13 protein-coding genes and 4 pseudogenes are annotated in these 17311 nt (G+C 69.4%); 13 read left to right on the forward strand and 4 right to left on the reverse strand.

Translation table 11 applies throughout. The features are described from left to right. Window positions 1-155: 155 nt before the first annotated feature. The 4 genes and pseudogenes from ACK1X7_RS33690 to ACK1X7_RS33705 all read left to right on the forward strand — a co-directional run. Window positions 156-797: pseudogene (locus tag ACK1X7_RS33690) on the forward strand (ATP-binding protein); the annotation flags it as partial. Continuing rightward, window positions 797-1729: pseudogene (locus ACK1X7_RS33695) on the forward strand (DNA-processing protein DprA); the annotation flags it as partial. The pseudogenes ACK1X7_RS33690 and ACK1X7_RS33695, both read left to right, overlap by 1 nt. Before the next feature lie 151 nt (window positions 1730-1880). Then, window positions 1881-3218, forward strand: coding sequence for an IS630 family transposase (locus ACK1X7_RS33700; RefSeq protein WP_386955605.1), 1338 nt, complete (start codon window positions 1881-1883; stop codon window positions 3216-3218). 246 nt (window positions 3219-3464) lie between these two features. Further along, entirely contained in the window at window positions 3465-3764 is a 300-nt protein-coding gene (locus tag ACK1X7_RS33705) for a hypothetical protein (protein WP_413116066.1), read from the forward strand. Window positions 3765-3851: 87 nt separating this feature from the next. Here the strand turns inward: ACK1X7_RS33705 and ACK1X7_RS33710 are convergent, their stop codons facing one another. The 3 genes from ACK1X7_RS33710 to ACK1X7_RS33720 are packed head-to-tail and all read right to left on the reverse strand — an operon-like array spanning window position 3852 to window position 8013. Beyond that, window positions 3852-4370 carry a DUF6262 family protein gene (locus ACK1X7_RS33710; protein WP_413116067.1) on the reverse strand — a complete coding sequence of 173 codons (519 nt, stop codon included), beginning with the start codon at window positions 4368-4370 and terminating at the stop codon, window positions 3852-3854. Further along, the gene (locus tag ACK1X7_RS33715; RefSeq protein WP_413116068.1) at window positions 4367-6847 is read right to left on the reverse strand and encodes a tyrosine-type recombinase/integrase; all 2481 of its coding nucleotides are present in this window, start codon (window positions 6845-6847) and stop codon (window positions 4367-4369) included. The genes ACK1X7_RS33710 and ACK1X7_RS33715 overlap by 4 nt, the downstream gene beginning before the upstream one ends. Next, window positions 6844-8013 (reverse strand): tyrosine-type recombinase/integrase, encoded by a 1170-nt coding sequence (locus tag ACK1X7_RS33720; protein ID WP_413116069.1) that lies wholly within the window; start codon window positions 8011-8013, stop codon window positions 6844-6846. The genes ACK1X7_RS33715 and ACK1X7_RS33720 overlap by 4 nt, the downstream gene beginning before the upstream one ends. Window positions 8014-8137: 124 nt before the next feature. On the opposite strand from ACK1X7_RS33720, the pseudogene ACK1X7_RS33725 reads away from it, so the two are divergent. The 3 genes and pseudogenes from ACK1X7_RS33725 to ACK1X7_RS33735 form a co-directional block, all read left to right on the forward strand. After that, window positions 8138-8650 (forward strand): annotated as a pseudogene (locus tag ACK1X7_RS33725) (DNA-processing protein DprA); the annotation flags it as partial. 129 nt (window positions 8651-8779) lie between these two features. Further along, window positions 8780-9613 carry an RNA polymerase sigma factor WhiG gene (gene whiG, locus ACK1X7_RS33730; RefSeq protein WP_014055202.1) on the forward strand — a complete coding sequence of 278 codons (834 nt, stop codon included), beginning with the start codon at window positions 8780-8782 and terminating at the stop codon, window positions 9611-9613. Between the two features lie 93 nt (window positions 9614-9706). Continuing rightward, window positions 9707-10246 (forward strand): TetR/AcrR family transcriptional regulator, encoded by a 540-nt coding sequence (locus ACK1X7_RS33735; protein WP_078644001.1) that lies wholly within the window; start codon window positions 9707-9709, stop codon window positions 10244-10246. Between the two features lie 282 nt (window positions 10247-10528). Here ACK1X7_RS33735 and ACK1X7_RS33740 read toward each other — a convergent pair. After that, a pseudogene (locus ACK1X7_RS33740) lies at window positions 10529-11101 on the reverse strand (peptidoglycan DD-metalloendopeptidase family protein); the annotation flags it as partial. Window positions 11102-11416: 315 nt separating this feature from the next. On the opposite strand from ACK1X7_RS33740, the gene rpsB reads away from it, so the two are divergent. The 6 genes from rpsB (at window position 11417) to rlmN (ending at window position 17260) form a co-directional block, all read left to right on the forward strand. After that, entirely contained in the window at window positions 11417-12358 is a 942-nt protein-coding gene (gene rpsB / locus ACK1X7_RS33745; RefSeq protein ID WP_385139270.1) for a 30S ribosomal protein S2, read from the forward strand. Window positions 12359-12468: 110 nt separating this feature from the next. Next, the gene (gene tsf / locus ACK1X7_RS33750; protein ID WP_361495971.1) at window positions 12469-13305 is read left to right on the forward strand and encodes a translation elongation factor Ts; all 837 of its coding nucleotides are present in this window, start codon (window positions 12469-12471) and stop codon (window positions 13303-13305) included. Window positions 13306-13459: 154 nt separating this feature from the next. Then, window positions 13460-14242, forward strand: coding sequence for a UMP kinase (gene pyrH, locus ACK1X7_RS33755; RefSeq protein WP_014055206.1), 783 nt, complete (start codon window positions 13460-13462; stop codon window positions 14240-14242). Window positions 14243-14346: 104 nt separating this feature from the next. Next, complete coding sequence (frr, locus tag ACK1X7_RS33760) at window positions 14347-14904, forward strand: ribosome recycling factor (protein WP_059144208.1); 558 nt, start codon at window positions 14347-14349, stop codon at window positions 14902-14904. Beyond that, window positions 14904-16082, forward strand: coding sequence for a phosphatidate cytidylyltransferase (locus ACK1X7_RS33765; protein ID WP_385139274.1), 1179 nt, complete (start codon window positions 14904-14906; stop codon window positions 16080-16082). The genes frr and ACK1X7_RS33765 overlap by 1 nt, the downstream gene beginning before the upstream one ends. A gap of 71 nt (window positions 16083-16153) precedes the next feature. After that, window positions 16154-17260 carry a 23S rRNA (adenine(2503)-C(2))-methyltransferase RlmN gene (gene rlmN, locus ACK1X7_RS33770; RefSeq protein ID WP_208517734.1) on the forward strand — a complete coding sequence of 369 codons (1107 nt, stop codon included), beginning with the start codon at window positions 16154-16156 and terminating at the stop codon, window positions 17258-17260. The last annotated feature ends 51 nt before the right edge of the window (window positions 17261-17311 follow it).

Raw genomic sequence — 17311 nt, forward strand, 5'->3', positions numbered from 1 at the left:
ACCACCGACGGTCCGGTCGCCAAACCAGGCGACCGGACCGTTCCACAAGATTCTTCGGACGAATGATCGAGACCACTGCCACCCGTCGTCACGAACATGTAGTCTTCGTATCACCGCAGGTCAGATGGGATATCGGCGCGATCACGGTCGGTAAACTGGACGAGGCTCCCGAATTCAGCGGGAAGGCGCTGGACGCCCTGCGGCAGCCCCTGGAGTCGGGGCATGTGGTGGTGGCCCGGTCCGCCGGGATGATGCGGATGCCGGCCCGCTTCCTGCTGATGCTGGCGGCCAACCCCTGCCCCTGTGGGCGCTATGGGCTGGTGGGTGACGTCTGCGAATGCTCGCCCACCACGGTCCGCCGCTACCAGGCGCGGCTGTCGGGGCCACTGCTGGACCGGGTGGACCTGCGTGTCCATGTCGAAGCGGTGAGCCGGGCCGAGCTCACCGGGGCGCATGCCGGGGCGGAGGACAGCGCGTCCGTCGCGGCCCGGGTCCGGGAGGCCCGGGAGCGGGCCGCCGTCCGCCTCCAGGACACCCCCTGGCGGCTGAACAGCGAGGTGCCGGGCCATGAGCTGCGCACCCGCTGGCACCCGTTCCCCGGTGCGCTGCGCGAGGCCGAGCGCGATATGGAGCGCGGACTGCTCACTGCCCGAGGGCTCGACCGGGTGCTGAGGGTCGCCTGGACCGTCGCAGACCTGGCCGGGCACGACCGGCCGGGGGCGCCGGACATCGCCCAGGCGCTCCAGTTACGCACCGGGATCAGTCGTGGGGTGCCGGTCGCGGCGGGGGAGTGCTGATGTCCGCGCCTTCGGCGGGCGGCCGCGGCGCCGCCGTCCCCGCCCTGTTCTCCGATCCCTGGCAGGGGCAGGGTGCCTCGGGCGAGGGATGTGGCGTCACTGGCGAGGGAGGGCGGGGCGCCCCGGACGCGGGGCACGGACCCCCTGGCGAGGGACAGGGTGTCCCGGACGCGGGGCGTGGCGTCCCGGGCGAGGAGTACGGAGCCCTGGACGCGGGGGAGGGCGTCCCGGGCGGGGCGCAGGGGCTCCCCGAGCGGCACGGGGTCACGGACGAGGAGCGGCTGGCGCGGGCGGCGCTCACCCGGCTCGTGGAGCCCGGGGACCAGGCCGTGGGGCGCTGGCTGCGCCGCATGGGGCCGGTGGCGCTGTGGCGGGCGCTCACCGGCAAGGGCAAGCCCCCGCCCGGGGCGACCGGGGACCGGCTGGCCGGATGCGCCCTGCGGGCGGCCGGGCTGGACCCGGTCGCCGATCTCGCGCTGATCGCCCGGCGCGGAGGGCGGTTCATCTGCCCCGGGGATCTGGACTGGCCCGGTCAGCTCGACGATCTCGGGGATGCTCGCCCGGTCGGGTTATGGGTGCGCGGCCCGGCCGGCCTGCGGATGTGGGCGCTGCGCTCGGTCGCCGTGGTGGGCGCGCGGGCCTGTAGCGACTACGGCGCGCATGTCGCGGCCACGCTCGGCACCGGGCTGGCCGAGCGGGGCTGGGTGGTCGTCTCCGGTGCGGCCCACGGTGTGGACGGCGCGGCTCACCGAGGGGCGCTCGCCGCGGGCGGGGCCACCATCGCGGTGCTCGCCTCCGGTGTGGACATCCCCTATCCGCGAGGGCATGCCGAGTTGATCGAGCGCATCGCGGAACAGGGCCTGGTACTGGCCGAGTTGCCGCCCGGAACCCATCCGACGCGCCCCAGATTCGTGCTCCGCAACCGGGTCATCGTCGATTCTCTGGGGGTCGAAGCTGTTGCCGTGAGGTATGGCTCATGTTGATGCAGCTCAGCGACTTGGTAGCTGAGTCTATGCATCACGACACCTGTGGTGCTAGTGTGATGCGCCAGAAATGATGAGACTAAGTCTGTAGGCTGTTTTCATGGTGTCTCGGGGTCCTCGTGCTGTCGAAGTGGTGCTGTCTGCCGAGGAGCGGTCGGAGCTGTCGCGTTGGGCGGGTGGTGCGGTGTCGGCCCGTGTGGCGGAGCGGGCCCGGATCATTCTGGCCTGTGCGGAGGGAGCGTCGAATGCCGGTGTAGCGGCGGACTTCGGGGTCTCCACGGAGACGGTGCGCAAGTGGCGCATGCGGTTCGTGGCCCGGCGGATGGCGGGCCTGGTGGACGAGCCGCGGCCGGGGCGGCGTAAGCCGGAGCTGGTGCTCTCGGAGGTCGAGCGGGCGGAGCTGACACGCTGGGCGCGGCGGGCGAAGACCGCGCAGTTCCTTGCGTTGCGGGCGAGGATCGTGCTGCGGTGTGCGGACGGTGGGACGAACAAGGAGGTCGCTGCCGAACTCGGTGTATCGCAGGGAACGGTGAATCGCTGGCGGTCGAGGTTCGTCCGGTTGCGGCTGGACGGGCTGACCGATGAGCCGCGTCCGGGCAGGCCGCCCTCGATCCTGCTGGAGCAGGTCGAGGATGTGCTCACGGCGACGCTGGAGTCCACCCCGGGCGAGGACACGCACTGGTCGCGGGCCTCGATGGCGAAGCACTCCGGGCTGTCGAAGTCCTCCATCGGGCGGATCTGGAAGAAGTTCGATCTCAAGCCCCATCTCCAGGACGCTTTCAAGCTTTCCACTGACCCGCAGTTCGTCGCGAAGGTCGTCGACGTCGTCGGCCTGTACCACGATCCGCCCGAGAAAGCGGTGGTGCTGTGCGTGGACGAGAAGAGCCAGATCCAGGCGCTGGACCGGTCCCAGCCGGTGCTGCCGATGATGCCGGGCATGCCTGAGCGGCGCACCCACGACTACTACCGGCACGGCATCACCAGCCTGTTCGCGGCCTTCAACATCGCCGACGGCAGCGTCATATCGGAACTGCACCGCCGCCACCGAGCGATCGAGTTCAAGAAGTTCCTGGTCACGATCGACAAGGCCGTGCCCGCCGGCCTCGACGTTCACCTGGTCTGTGACAATTACGCCACCCACAACACCGCCGAGATCAAGACGTGGCTCGGAAAACACCCACGCTTCCACGTCCACTTCACCCCCACCGGCTCCTCGTGGATGAATCAGGTCGAGCGGTGGTTCGGCCTGCTGACGGACAAGCTCATCCGCCGCGGAGTGCACACCTCCGTGAAGGCCCTGGAGCAAGACATCAGGGCCTGGATCGACGGATGGAACGAGAACCCCAGGCCCTTCACCTGGACCAAGACCGCCGACGAGATCCTCAACTCTCTCGCTGACTACCTCACCAAAATCAACCCGCCGACCACTGAAACCTGAGACAGACTTAGCCTCATCATTTCTGGCGCATCACACTAGGTCGTGTTGCTAAAGAAGGCTGGTGAGCCGGGTGCACCCCAGACTTCGCCGTCGAGCAGCGTCATTCCCAGTACGGGCCACGCCTCCCGGCTGCGACGGTGCAGCCGGGAGGCGTCCATCTCGCTGCATAAACTGTTGGCTCGTGTGCCTGTCTGTGATGTCAACGTGCAACACGGACGGTTTCCCGTTCGACCGAAGGACTGAGCCGTGCCCGACCGACCTGAGATTGTCTGCATCTGCGGCTCTACTCGGTTCGTGGACGAGATGCGTGCGGCGAACCGTGATCTGACCTTCGCAGGTGCCATCGTCGTCGCGCCAGGCGAAGCAGACGAGTTGATCACCGACGAGCAGAAGACGGCGCTGGGTGCCCTCCACCTGCGCAAGATCGACCTGGCTGACCGGGTTCTGGTCGTCAACCCCGGCGGGTATGTCGGCGAGTCCACAAGCAGGGAGATCGCGTATGCCCAAGCCACCGGAAAGCCGATCTCGTTCACCGATCCCGTCTAACCAGTGATCTGCTGCGCGGTGAACCGACTGGGTCGGTTCTCGGCGGCCGAAGGCCGCCGAGAACCGCCGTGGTGGTGACCTGAGCGCTCAGGGTCGGTGGTTCAGGGCTCGGGTCAGCTCCCGATTTGCTGCCCGTGCTGCCTCCAACTCCTCGGTCCGCTCGCCGAGTTCGCCTTGCTTGGCGGCGACCTCCTGCTCAAGGAGGGCGATGCGGCGTTGAAGTTGGTCGATGTCGACGGGGGCACCGAGGCCGGACTCGGCCCAGACCGCGTCGCCGAGCTGGGAGGAAAGGCGGTGCTCCAGCTGCCGGACCCGTGCCGCGAGGCGCTTGTTGCGTTCCAGTGCGTTCGCGAGATCGGTCTGCAGAGAAGTCCGGCTGACCGCCGCGACCCGCCCTTCCTCAACGGGGGTATTGGCGGCGGCGTGGACGCGTTCGAGCAGGTCGGGGTGGCGATAGAGGAAGGTGCGGTCGACCCGGGCGGCTCTGGCGAGGCCGGAGACGGTGATGTCTCCGCCGTTCTTGGCGGCGGCGTCGATGGCTTTCAGGACGCGTTCGCGGCGGCGGGCCGAGTCGGCGCGCTTGCCCTCGATCATGGGGTTGGTCATCCTGCGGGCCTTTCGGGGCGGAGGTCCTGGGGCGGTCTGACGCGGGGCAGGCCGAGTGAGACGACGCGGCGGGTGCGTCGGACCGTGGTGACGGCTTCCTTGATCTGGATGCGGTCTTCCTCGGTGAGGTCTTCGAGGTCTTCCCGGACGCGTTTGACCAGGCGGCGGACCCGGGTGATCTCCTCGTCGGAGGGCATGGCCTCGGCCTTGGCCCACGAATCGGCGGCAAAAGCGGCGAGGCGTTCGCGGCCTCGGAGGAGGTCGGCGAGGTATGCCTCCAGGTCGGGGAGGTAGGAGACGTCGGTGCGGAAGTGATCGCAGCCGACGCAGCGGAAGCGGACGGGGCAGTCGTGCCCGCCAGCCTGGACGTTGGTGGGCTCGGTGCAGAGCCCGTAGGGGACCTGGACCTCGCCGACGGCCCGGCGGGCATGCTCGGAGTCGAGCAGGGCCTGGGCCTTGCGCCAGACACGGTTGCCGTTCCGGTCGAACTGCATCGCGGTGACCCGCTCGACGGCCTCACGCTTGCGGGTCTCGCTGACCCGGTAGTACTGCTGAGTGGTCGTCAGTTGACGGTGATCCATAAGGGACTGCAGGGCGTCGGGCGCGACGCCGGCGTCCGCGTGCCGCTGGGCGTAGGCGTGCCGGTAGGCGTAGGGGAAGATCTTCGCCTTGTCGAAGGGCAGCATCTTGGTGACCTGGCGGCCCTTGATCGTGACGACCGTGGGGACCAGGAACTCGGGCAGTTCCTCGACCCAGGCGCGGTGGCGGGCGGCGAGCCATTCAGACGTGATCGGCTTGGTGCCCGTGGCGTTGGTCAACACGGTGGGCAGCAGCTTGAGCTCGGCGGTGGGGGTGTTCGGGAACCGTGCCCGTACTCGTTCCTGCTGGGCGGTGATCACGGCGCCGGTCTCGCCGCTGATGGGCAGGCGACGGGCCTTTCGGGCCGCCTTGTGGTTGTCATAGACCAGCGTCAGCTTGCCGTCGTCATCGCGCTCGAGGCAGTCGTAGGGAAGCTGGCAGATCTCCGCAGGGCGGCGGCCGGTGTCGATGATCAGCTCGACCCCGGTGCGAATCTCGGAGGATCCCGTGGCTTCGAGGCCGTCGAGGTGCTGGCAGAGCTGCGTCATCACCTCGGTCGGCAGGTCGCGGCCGGCCTCGTTGTCCTCGGGATCATCCGGCACGTCCTCGGCGTGCAGGCCGAAGGTCTCGCTGATCCCGTGCAGGGGCTGATCGCGCTGGGTCAGGCCCAGGGTCCGCATCCGGCTCAGCAGCCGCCGGACGTATCGGACCACGCGGACGTGCGCGTATCCGCTGAGCTCACCCTGCTCGTTCAGGAACCGCAGCCGGTTCAGGAAGACCGTCACGTCAACGCGCTCGACCGCGCGAACGTCCTCACCGTGGTCGGGCCGGTTCAGCCGCAGGCTGTCCGAGAGCTGGACGATCGCGTTGATGTGCGACTGGACAGCTGCCCGGCTCTTGCCCCGCCGCTTGGGAATGTCGTCCAGGGCCCACGACTTCGTGGCCTCCCGCAGCCAGAGCTGACTGATCTTGTCGAAGTAGATGTTGCCGTCCAGGCCGAACGCGTAGCCGGACCAGATGTCCTTATGCCGCTCTGTCTCCGGAGTCAGACCGACACGGCCGAGGTGCTTGAGGAAGCCCGTGGCGATGTTCTTCGTCTGGTGGTTGAAGGCGCTCAGGTCGAGCTCGGCGAGCGTGGCGACCTGCTGGGAACGGACCCGGTCGCAGAACGGCCGCAGGAGGTAGTCCTTCTGCATCACGCCCTCAGCCACGCGTTCCTGCAGACCGTAGAGGATTTCGTGCACCACTCGATCGGGTAGTCCGCGCAGGCTGATCACGCCGTGCTCGGAGACCGCGTTCGTGGTCCGGCGCCAGTGGTCCTCGTCGCCGAGAGTTCCCTTGCGGATCGCGGCCCGGCGGCGCTGTGCGTGCGCGGGGCAGTAGCCGGTCGGGCTCTGACGTTGCCGGTAACACGCGGCGACGTTGCAGGGACCGAACGCCTCCAGCGGGACGACGTCGGGATGCTGTACGAACTCTTCGACCGGGATCTTGTAGATCCGCTTCTGCTGATAGAGGTGAGCCGCGCAGAGCGGGGTGGCCAGGCCGTTGCCGGGCCGGGCGCACTGCGGAACCTGGCAGGGGACCTCGCCGATGGCCCGCCAGTACCGCTTCGCGGTCCCGGCGAACTCCTCGATGCTCTGTTCGCTCTTCTCCCAGCGCCGCATGCAGCCGACGCAAAGGCCCTGCTGGAAGGCGTAGTAGACCATCTTGTCGCAGCCCGCGACCAGGCACTCCGGGGCGCTGAACTGCGGGTGGTCGCGCGGGATGAGCAGCAGCCTGACCTGCGGGTCCCAGCCCATGAGCTGCAGGAACTCCGGCGTGATGGCTTCGCGCAGGGGATCGTTGAGTTCGTCCGCCGGGGAGTCGGCGGCCGAGACGACTGCGTGGATCATGGTCATCGGCCCTCGCCCTCGAACTGCAGGCGGGGAGAGGGGACCCGCTCGATGGCGTCCCGGAGCCGGGTGCGGCTCGGGTGGAGATAAGGGCTGGGCGAGTGCGGGTTCTTCTGACCGAGCAGGGCCTGGACCTCGTCCAGGCTGCCGCCGGCGTCCGCGACGTTGCTGGCCATGGCGTGGCGACACATCCGCGGTGTGATCATCCGGCCCAGGCCGGCCCGGCGGGACAAGGACTCGCAGAGCTCGCCGATCGCGTCCGTCGTGACCGGCTTGCCGTAGGGCGGCCGGAAGAGGTTGATCAGGAGGAAGTCGCTGTCGCTGGAGGGCAGTTGCTCATGGCGTTCCAGCGCATACTGATCGAAAGCCTGAACCACGAGGAAATCCACCGGCATCGCCCAGGTCTTCTTCGACTTCGACCAGGCGCCGTTCTCGTTCTGTCGGCGGGCGATGTGGACGTGGGCGCCCTCGATGTCACAGCCCAGCGGCCTGGAGTCCATCAGCAGATGACAGTCGCTGCGGCGCAGACCCGCGACCTGCCCCGGCCGCAGGCCGACACGGGAGAGAAGCAGCAGCGTCAACCGGTCGCGGGCGGAACGGCAGGCCAGGAACATCGCCACGACCTCCTCGTCGCTGGCGCGATCGATGTCCGTCTCCGGCTCCTGGACCCGGTGGCGAGCACGCAACCGCAACCGCATGCCATCGCTCTCGCCCTGGGCCGCCTCGGGCAGGTCGCGGGTGTCGCCGACCTCGTAGATCTGCTCCAGCACCCAGGCCGGTACCAGCTTGTTCGTCACGGCGTAGAGCAGGAACATCCGCACCGCGGTCAGGACCTTGTTGACCCGGATCTCGCCCCGGATGGGCTTCGACCCCGGCCCCGGCACGACGACCGGGGCGTCGCCGCCACGGCCCGGTGTCCACTTCAGCCAGAGCATGAACAGCCCCATCTCCCGGGCCGCGGTCCTCCAGTCCCTCCCCGTAGCCAGGCACCAGCGCAGAAACAGCGCCACTCCCTCGGCGTACGCCTTAGTTGTCGTCTCTGCCCGCCCCCTCGCCAGCCGGATCTCCCGCAGGAACCGATCGGCTTCCTTGACCACCTCGAAGTCGTCGTCGACCACCGTCCAGTACCGGGTACCCGACGGCAGCACGACACGAAAAGCCCGTACTTTCACTCTGCCTCCACGGCTTGATCGCAACGATCTGCCGCAGAGCCACACCCCCTGAGACCTGTTGCAGTAGGACCCTATGAGAGGGCTTCTGCAACGTCACACCACCCCCACTGAACCCCCAGAGAACGCCGCGCTCACCCGAGGCACGGTCGTGGTCGAGGCCCAGTTCCGCAGCGGATCGCTGGTCACCGCGCGCCGGGCACAACAGCTCGGGCGGTCCACCATGGGGGTGCCGGGGCCGGTGACCAGCGGGCTGTCCGCCGGGGTGCATGAACTGCTGCGCGGTGAGGCGGTCCTGGTCACCGACGCCGCCGAAGTGGCCGAGCTCATCGGCGGCATCGGAGACCTCGCCCCGGAGCGCCGGGGCCCGCTGGTCGAGCGGGACCTCCTCGATCCCGTGACGGCACGGGTGCTGGAAGCGTTGTCGGCACGAGGCGGCAACGACCTGCGGGAGGTGGCCCGGGAATCCGGGACCGGCTGCGACGAGGCCCTGGGCCGGCTCCATGAACTGCTCGCCCTGGGCTTTGTCGAACGTCATGGCGATCGATGGGAGTTGGTCCGTCCCGTGAGCCCGGGCGACGGCGCACGGCGAGGCGATCCCCCGAATCGGGGCAATCGGGTGAAAGGGTTGAGGCGATGACCGTATCCGCACACCGCCGAGCCGAAGCCCTTCGCATACCGCGACGCCGTAGTCACGCTACGCTCACAAGGTTTCCGGCGGAAGCGTACGTCCTCACCCATGTCATGGCAGAACGGCTCAAGGCGACGAATGCCCCAGCACATCTCCGGGTCTGACAGCGCGGCGCCGCCCGCGGCTCGCGGCGCGGTGCGCCCTGCCGCGCCCTCATCGCTCGACGAGCTGTGGCGGTCGTACAAGACCACGGGCGACGGCCGGCTGCGGGAGCAGCTCATCCTGCACTACTCACCGCTGGTGAAATATGTGGCCGGCCGGGTCAGCGTCGGGCTGCCCTCCAATGTCGAGCAGGCGGACTTCGTCTCCTCCGGGGTCTTCGGACTCATCGACGCCATCGAGAAGTTCGACCCCGAGCGCGCCATCAAGTTCGAGACCTATGCGATCACCCGGATCCGCGGCGCGATGATCGACGAGTTGCGGGCACTGGACTGGATCCCGCGGTCGGTCCGTCAGAAGGCCCGGGCCGTGGAGCGGGCATACGCCACGCTGGAGGCCCAACTGCGCCGCACCCCCTCGGAGGCCGAGGTGGCGGCCGAGATGGACATCAGCATCGAGGAACTGCACGGCGTTTTCAGCCAGTTGTCGCTCGCCAATGTGGTCGCCCTGGAGGAGCTGCTGCATGTCGGCGGCGAGGGCGGCGACCGGCTCAGCCTCATGGACACCCTCGAGGACACCGCCGCGGACAACCCGGTCGAGGTGGCCGAGGACCGGGAGTTGCGCAGGCTGCTCGCCCGAGCGATCAACACCCTCCCTGAGCGGGAGAAGACCGTGGTCACGCTCTATTACTACGAGGGGCTCACGCTCGCCGAGATCGGCCAGGTGCTCGGCGTCACCGAGAGCAGGGTCAGTCAGATCCACACCAAATCGGTGCTCCAGTTGCGGGCGAAACTCGCCGACGTCGGACGCTGAATCGTCCCTCCGGCATCGCCCTTCCGGTGGCCTCTTCCGTAGAGTGGTCGGGTGCCCAGGATTCGAGCGGCCTCAGTGGCCGAGCACCGAACGATGCAGCGCGCGGCCCTGCTGGAGGCCGCCCGCACCCTGCTGTCCGAGGGCGGCACGGAGGCGCTGACCTTCCCCGCCCTTGCCGAGCGCACGGGACTCGCACGGTCCTCCGTCTATGAGTACTTCCGCTCCCGCGCCGCCGTGGTCGAGGAGCTGTGCGCCGTCGACTTCCCGGTCTGGGCCGCCGAGGTCGAGGCCGCGATGGAGCGGGCCGATGGGCCCGAGGCGAAGATCGAGGCGTATGTCCGCCGGCAGCTCGCGCTCGTCGGCGACCGCCGGCATCGCGCGGTGGTGGCGATCTCCGCCGGTGAGCTGGACTCGGGCGCGCGGGAGAAGATCCGCGCCGCCCATGGCGGACTGATCGCCATGGTGGTCGAGGCCCTCGCGACCCTCGGACATGAGCAGCCGCGGCTCTCGGCCGTGCTGCTCCAGGGCGTGGTGGACGCCGCGGTCCGGCGCATCGAGCTCGGCGCTGCCGAGGACCCCGAGCGGATCACCGAGGCGGCCGTCGCCATGGCCCTGCGCGGCGTCCGGGGCTGACCTCCGCCGGTTCCTTCCACTTCCACTCCACCGGGCGCGAGAGGTGTGGCCCAGCCGGATCCGGGCCCACAGGGACGCCGCCACCAGCGCCGCGGCGGCCGGCAGCCGGGTGTCCCCGGCGGGGGAGGCGAGCGCGGAGACCGTGGGTGCGTCGCGCACCCCGAACACCGGAAGCAGCCGGGAGGGCCCGCCCCGCAGCATCGACGGCAGCAGCAGCGACAGGGGATCGAGATAGCGGTCCGCGCGCCGCAGCCCCCAGTGCAGACAGCCGGACCGGCAGTGGAACGGGCCCGGCGCCACCACCCCGACCACCTGCCCTGCGGCCACCCGCTCACCCTTGGCCACGGTGGCGCGCACCGGTTCGTAGGTGGTGCGCAGCGGAGGGGAGCCGGTCCCGGACACCTCGATCACCAGCACACCACGGCCCGCCACCGGGCCCGCGAAGCTCACCCGCCCCGCGCCCGCCGCCCTGACCCGCGCTCCCGGGCGCGCCGCGAGGTCGACCCCGCGATGCCCCGCCGCCCAGGGCGCCGGAGGCGGCTGCCAGCCCCTCAGCACGGCCGGTCGCACCGCGCCCGGCGCAGCGTCGACCGGCCACGACCGCTCCCCGCCCGGCCTCGCCCCCGGCCTCGTCCCCGGCCTCGTCCCCGGCGCGTGCCCCTCAGCCGGACCGGATGCCGTGCCCGGACCGGATGCCGTGCCCGGACCGGACGCCGCGCCCGGGGCCGCCGCCGCGGCCCGCGCCGTCGAAAGCGGTACCGCCGCAAGAGGCGCCGTCGCCACTGGCAGCACCGACAAGATCGGCAGCGCCAGAATCACCAGGGCAAGAGCCCGCCCCACCACAAGCCTTCGCATGTCCTCCACGATGGCCCGGCGACCCGAAACGGGTGGATCATGGACGGAATCGGGGGACTACTCACGGGTTGTGGATAACGCCGTCACCCGGCACCGTACCCGTCCCGTACACTTCTTATGGCGATCCGGGTCACCGGATCGACTTCGCACGCCCCGCCACCGACGCTCCGATCGCGCATCGGTCAGCTCGGTGGCCGCGCCCCTCGGTCCTTGGACGACCCCCCGAAAGGGCCTCGTCCGTGGCAGGCGCGCCGGGACGTCAGGAGCGGCGGCCGCCCGGCCGCCGTGGAACCGAGTACCTCAAGGAGTACGGCCATGGCCGTCGTCACGATGCGGGAGCTGCTGGAGAGCGGCGTCCACTTCGGGCACCAGACCCGCCGCTGGAACCCGAAGATGAAGCGCTTCATCTTCACCGAGCGCAACGGCATCTACATCATTGACCTGCTCCAGTCGCTGTCGTACATCGACCGCGCCTACGAGTTCGTCAAGGAGACCGTCGCCCACGGCGGCTCCATCATGTTCGTCGGCACGAAGAAGCAGGCGCAGGAGGCCATCGCCGAGCAGGCGACCCGCGTCGGCATGCCCTACGTCAACCAGCGCTGGCTGGGCGGCATGCTCACCAACTTCTCGACCGTCTACAAGCGCCTTCAGCGCCTGAAGGAGCTCGAGCAGATCGACTTCGAGGATGTGGCCGCCTCCGGCCTCACCAAGAAGGAGCTCCTGGTCCTCTCCCGCGAGAAGGCGAAGCTGGAGAAGACCCTCGGCGGTATCCGCGAGATGCAGAAGGTGCCGAGCGCCGTCTGGATCGTCGACACCAAGAAGGAGCACATCGCCGTCGGTGAGGCGCGCAAGCTCCGGATCCCGGTCGTCGCGATCCTCGACACCAACTGCGACCCGGACGAGGTCGACTACAAGATCCCGGGCAATGACGACGCGATCCGCTCCGTCACCCTGCTCACCCGGGTGATCGCCGACGCCGTCGCCGAGGGCCTCATCGCCCGTTCCGGCGTCGCCACCGGTGACGAGAAGGCCGACAAGGCCGCGGGCGAGCCGCTCGCCGAGTGGGAGCGCGACCTGCTCGAGGGTGAGAAGAAGGCCGACGACGCCGAGGCGAAGCCCGCCGAGGACGCCAAGCCTGCCGAGGACGCTGCGGACAAGCCCGCCGAGGCCGCCGCGGACAAGCCCGCTGAGGACGCCAAGCCCGCCGAGGACGCCACTCCTGCCGAGGCCCCCGCCGCGGGCACCGAGCAGGGCTGACCACTCAGACGTCACTCAGACGGTGTATGACGGCGGGGGACGGTGCCGATGGCGCCGCCCCCGCCGTTCACCCGTAGAGCTTTCGACTTTCGAGAAGAGATTTACAGATCATGGCGAACTTCACCGCCGCTGACGTCAAGAAGCTCCGTGAGCTGACCGGCGCCGGCATGATGGACTGCAAGAAGGCGCTGGACGAGGCCGAGGGCAACGTCGACAAGGCCGTCGAGATCCTGCGCGTCAAGGGCCAGAAGGGTGTGGCCAAGCGGGAGAGCCGCAACGCCGAGAACGGCGCTGTCGTCTCCCTCATCGCGGACGACAAGACCTCCGGCGTGCTGGTCGAGCTGAAGTGCGAGACGGACTTCGTCGCCAAGGGCGACAAGTTCGTGGCCGTCGCCGACGCCATCGCCGCCCACGTCGCCAAGACCTCCCCGGCCGACCTGGACGCCCTGCTCTCCTCCGAGATCGAGGCGGGCAAGACCGTCCAGGCGTTCGTCGACGAGGCCAACGCGACCCTCGGCGAGAAGATCGTCCTGGACCGCTTCGCGCAGTTCTCCGGCGGTTTCGTCGCGGCGTACATGCACCGCACCAGCCCGGACCTGCCGCCGCAGGTCGGCGTCCTGGTCGAGCTGGACAAGGAAGACGCCACGGTCGCCAAGGACGTCGCGCAGCACATCGCCGCCTTCGCCCCGAAGTTCCTCACCCGCGACGAGATCTCGGCCGAGACGGTCGAGAACGAGCGTCGGGTCGCCGAGGCCACGGCCCGCGAGGAGGGCAAGCCCGAGGGCGCCCTGCCGAAGATCGTCGAGGGTCGCGTCACCGGCTTCTTCAAGGAGAACGTCCTGGTGGACCAGCCGTTCGCCAAGGACAACAAGAAGTCCGTCCAGAAGGTCCTGGACGAGGCCGGTGTCTCGCTCAAGCGCTTCGCCCGTTTCCGCGTAGGCGTCTGAGCCGAGCAGCGAATGACCGTCGACCCCGATAGGGTCGTAGTCAGCCAACCGTCAACCGGTCGGCCGCAGATGTGACGAGGAGGCCATTGCCGCAGAGGTCGTAACAGGACCGTCCGGCAGTGGCCTTCTTCGTATGTGCACGAGGAGATCTCCAATGAATCACGGCGCGGACGCCAAACAGGCCGCCGATGACAAGAACGCGCACGGTGCGGCCAAGCATGGTCGCTTCATGCTGAAGCTGTCCGGCGAGGCGTTCGCCGGAGGCGGGGGACTCGGTGTCGACCCCGATGTCGTGCACGCCATCGCCCGCGAGGTCGCCGCCGTGGTCAGGGACGGCGCCGAGATCGCCATCGTGATCGGTGGCGGTAACTTCTTCCGCGGTGCGGAGCTACAGCAGCGCGGTATGGACCGGGCCCGCTCGGACTACATGGGCATGCTCGGAACCGTCATGAACTGTCTCGCCCTCCAGGACTTCCTGGAAAAGGAGGGCATCGACTCCCGCGTCCAGACCGCCATCACCATGGGCCAGGTCGCGGAGCCGTACATTCCGCTGCGTGCGGTGCGCCACCTGGAGAAGGGGCGCGTGGTCATCTTCGGCGCGGGTATGGGCATGCCGTACTTCTCCACGGACACCACCGCGGCCCAGCGGGCGCTGGAGATCGACGCCCAGGCCCTGCTCATGGGGAAGAACGGCGTGGACGGGGTCTATGACTCCGACCCCGCCCGCAACCCCGACGCGGTGAAGTTCGACGCCCTGGAGTACGGCGAGGTGATCACCAGGGACCTGAAGGTCGCCGACGCCACCGCGATCACCCTCTGCCGGGACAACAAGCTGCCCATCCTCGTCTTCGAGCTCCTGGCCGAAGGAAATATCGCGCGCGCGGTGAAGGGTGAGAAGATCGGCACGCTGGTGAGCGACCAGGGCTCCCGGGCCTGACGGCTCGAACGGGGGATGGACAACGGCCTGCCGGTCGGACACCGTGCAGGAGAAGACGCACGCAGGGGCGAGGCTCTGCTTACTGATAACACCAGGAGCAAGTGGTGATCGAAGAGACCCTCCTCGAGGCCGAGGAGAAGATGGAGAAAGCCGTTGTGGTCGCCAAGGAGGACTTCGCCGCGATCCGCACCGGGCGTGCGCACCCGGCGATGTTCAACAAGATCGTGGCGGACTACTACGGTGCGCTGACGCCGATCAATCAGCTCGCGTCGTTCTCGGTGCCGGAGCCGCGCATGGCCGTGGTCACGCCGTTCGACAAGACCGCGCTCCGCAACATCGAGCAGGCGATCCGGGACTCGGATCTGGGCGTCAACCCGAGCAATGACGGCAATATCATCCGGGTGGTGTTCCCCGAGCTCACCGAGCAGCGCCGTAAGGAGTTCATCAAGGTCGCCAAGGCCAAGGGCGAGGACGCGAAGATCTCGATCCGCAGTGTCCGGCGCAAGGCCAAGGAGTCCATCGACAAGCTGATCAAGGACGGCGAGGTCGGCGAGGACGAGGGGCGCCGCGCCGAGAAGGAGCTCGACGACACCACGGCGAAGTATGTCGCGCAGGTGGATGAGCTGCTCAAGCACAAGGAAGCCGAGCTGCTCGAGGTCTGATGAACGACTCTTCCTGGGGGGCCCCACCAAGCGCCGGATTCCGGGCACCGGGCGGTCAGGGCACCTCCCCCGGCTACGGCTGGGTGGCGGCGCCTTCTTCGGCGGGTCCCGCGCACGAGGTGGGCGAAGCGGCGCAGACTCGCCCCATGCCCACCGTGCCCCACGCAGGCGGCGACTCCGGCGAGGCCGCCGACCGTGACCGGGGGGCCGCTCGGCTGAGCGGCCCCCTCTTCCGCGACGAGCGGGAGCCGCAGCCCGGACCCCGGCCGCCCGCCGGGCGCCCGCCGACGCCCCCCGACCCCGCGCCCGACCCGGCCTCCGCCGACGGCGGCGCGCACGGCGCCGGTGCCGGGCAGGGGAAGAAGAGCGCGGGCCGTAATCTGCGCGCCGCGATAGGGGTGGGCATCGGCCTCGGCGTGATCATCGTGGCCTCGCTCTTCATCTACAAGCCCGTGTTCGTCGGCGTGGTGGCGGTCGCGGTGGTGGTCGGGCTCTGGGAGCTGACCTCGCGGCTGACCGAGCGCAAGGACATCCGGGTCCCGCTGGTGCCGCTCGCCGTCGGCGGGGTCGCCATGATCGTCGCCGGCTATGTGCGCGGTGCCCAGGGCGCGGTGGTGGCGGTGGCGCTCACGGCGCTCGCGGTGCTGGTCTGGCGGATGACCGAGCCGCCCGACAACTACCTCAGGGATGTCACCGCGGGCGTCTTCGCCGCCTTCTACGTGCCGTTCCTGGCCACCTTCGTGGCGCTCATGCTCGACACCGCGGACGGCCCGTGGCGGGTCCTCACCTTCCTGCTGCTGACCGTGGTCAGCGACACGGGGGCGTACGCGGTGGGCTGGCGCTTCGGCAAGCATCCGCTGGCGCCGCGGATCAGCCCCGGCAAGACGCGCGAGGGACTGCTGGGCGCGGTGACCTTCGCGATGGTCGCGGGCGCGCTGTGCATGCAGTACCTCATCGACGACGGCGTCTGGTGGCAGGGCCTGCTGCTCGGCCTCGCCGTCGCCGTCAGCGCGACCCTGGGCGACCTCGGCGAGTCCATGATCAAGCGGGACCTCGGCATCAAGGACATGGGCAAGCTGCTGCCCGGCCATGGCGGGATCATGGACCGGCTCGACTCGCTGCTGCCCACCGCGCCGGTCGCGTGGCTGCTGCTGGTGATCTTCGTGGGCGGCGGCTGACGAGGCCGCCCACGGGCCCCGCGCCAGGCATGGCGCGGGGCCCTTCGTACGTCTGCGACACTGGGTGAACCATGCCTAAGCCCGGAGAACTCACCTTCGCCGCGCCGCGCGGGGCCAAGAAGCCCCCGCGGCATCTTGCCGACCTCACACCCGCCGAGCGCCGGGAGGCCGTCGCCGCCCTCGGGGAGAAGCCCTTCCGGGCCAGTCAGGTCTCGCGCCACTACTTCGCGCGCTACGTCGACGACCCCGCACAGTGGAGCGACATACCGGCCGCCGCGCGCGAGAAGCTGGCCGCCGGGCTGCTGCCGGAGCTGATGAGCGTGGTGCGGCACATTAGCTGCGACGACGACACCACCCGCAAGACCCTGTGGCGGCTCTTCGACGGCACGCTCGTGGAGTCCGTACTGATGCGCTACCCGGACCGGGTCACCATGTGCATCAGCTCACAGGCGGGCTGCGGGATGAACTGCCCGTTCTGCGCCACCGGCCAGGCGGGGCTGGACCGCAATCTGTCCACCGCCGAGATCGTGCACCAGATCGTCGACGGGATGCGGGCCCTGCGCGACGGTGAGATCCCCGGTGGGCCGGCCCGGCTGTCCAACATCGTCTTCATGGGCATGGGCGAGCCGCTGGCCAACTACAACCGCGTCGTCGGCGCCATCCGCCGGCTCACCGACCCCGAGCCCGACGGCCTCGGCCTTTCGCAGCGCGGCATCACCGTCTCGACCGTCGGCCTCGTTCCGGCGATGCTGCGGTTCGCCGACGAGGGGTTCAAGTGCCGACTCGCGGTGTCGCTGCACGCGCCCGACGACGAGCTGCGCGACACCCTCGTGCCGGTCAACACCCGCTGGAAGGTGCGCGAAGTCCTGGACGCCGCGTGGGAGTACGCGGAGAAGTCCGGCCGCCGGGTCTCCATCGAGTACGCGCTGATCAAGGACATCAACGACCAGGCGTGGCGCGCCGATCTGCTCGGCCGGCTGCTCAAGGGCCGCCGGGTGCATGTGAACCTCATTCCGCTCAACCCGACGCCCGGCTCCAAGTGGACGGCGTCCCGGCCCGAGGACGAGAAGGCGTTCGTGGCGGCCCTGGAGGCCCACGGGGTGCCGGTGACCGTCCGGGACACCCGTGGCCAGGAGATCGACGGGGCCTGCGGGCAACTGGCGGCTTCGGAGCGCTGAGGACCGGCTGATACGGTGCCTGGGCATCGTTGCGTCATGCGATTGTCGTAA

Origin of the sequence: Streptomyces sp. CY-1 (assembly GCF_047218265.1) — a bacterium.
GTDB classification, from domain to species: domain Bacteria; phylum Actinomycetota; class Actinomycetes; order Streptomycetales; family Streptomycetaceae; genus Streptomyces; species Streptomyces niphimycinicus.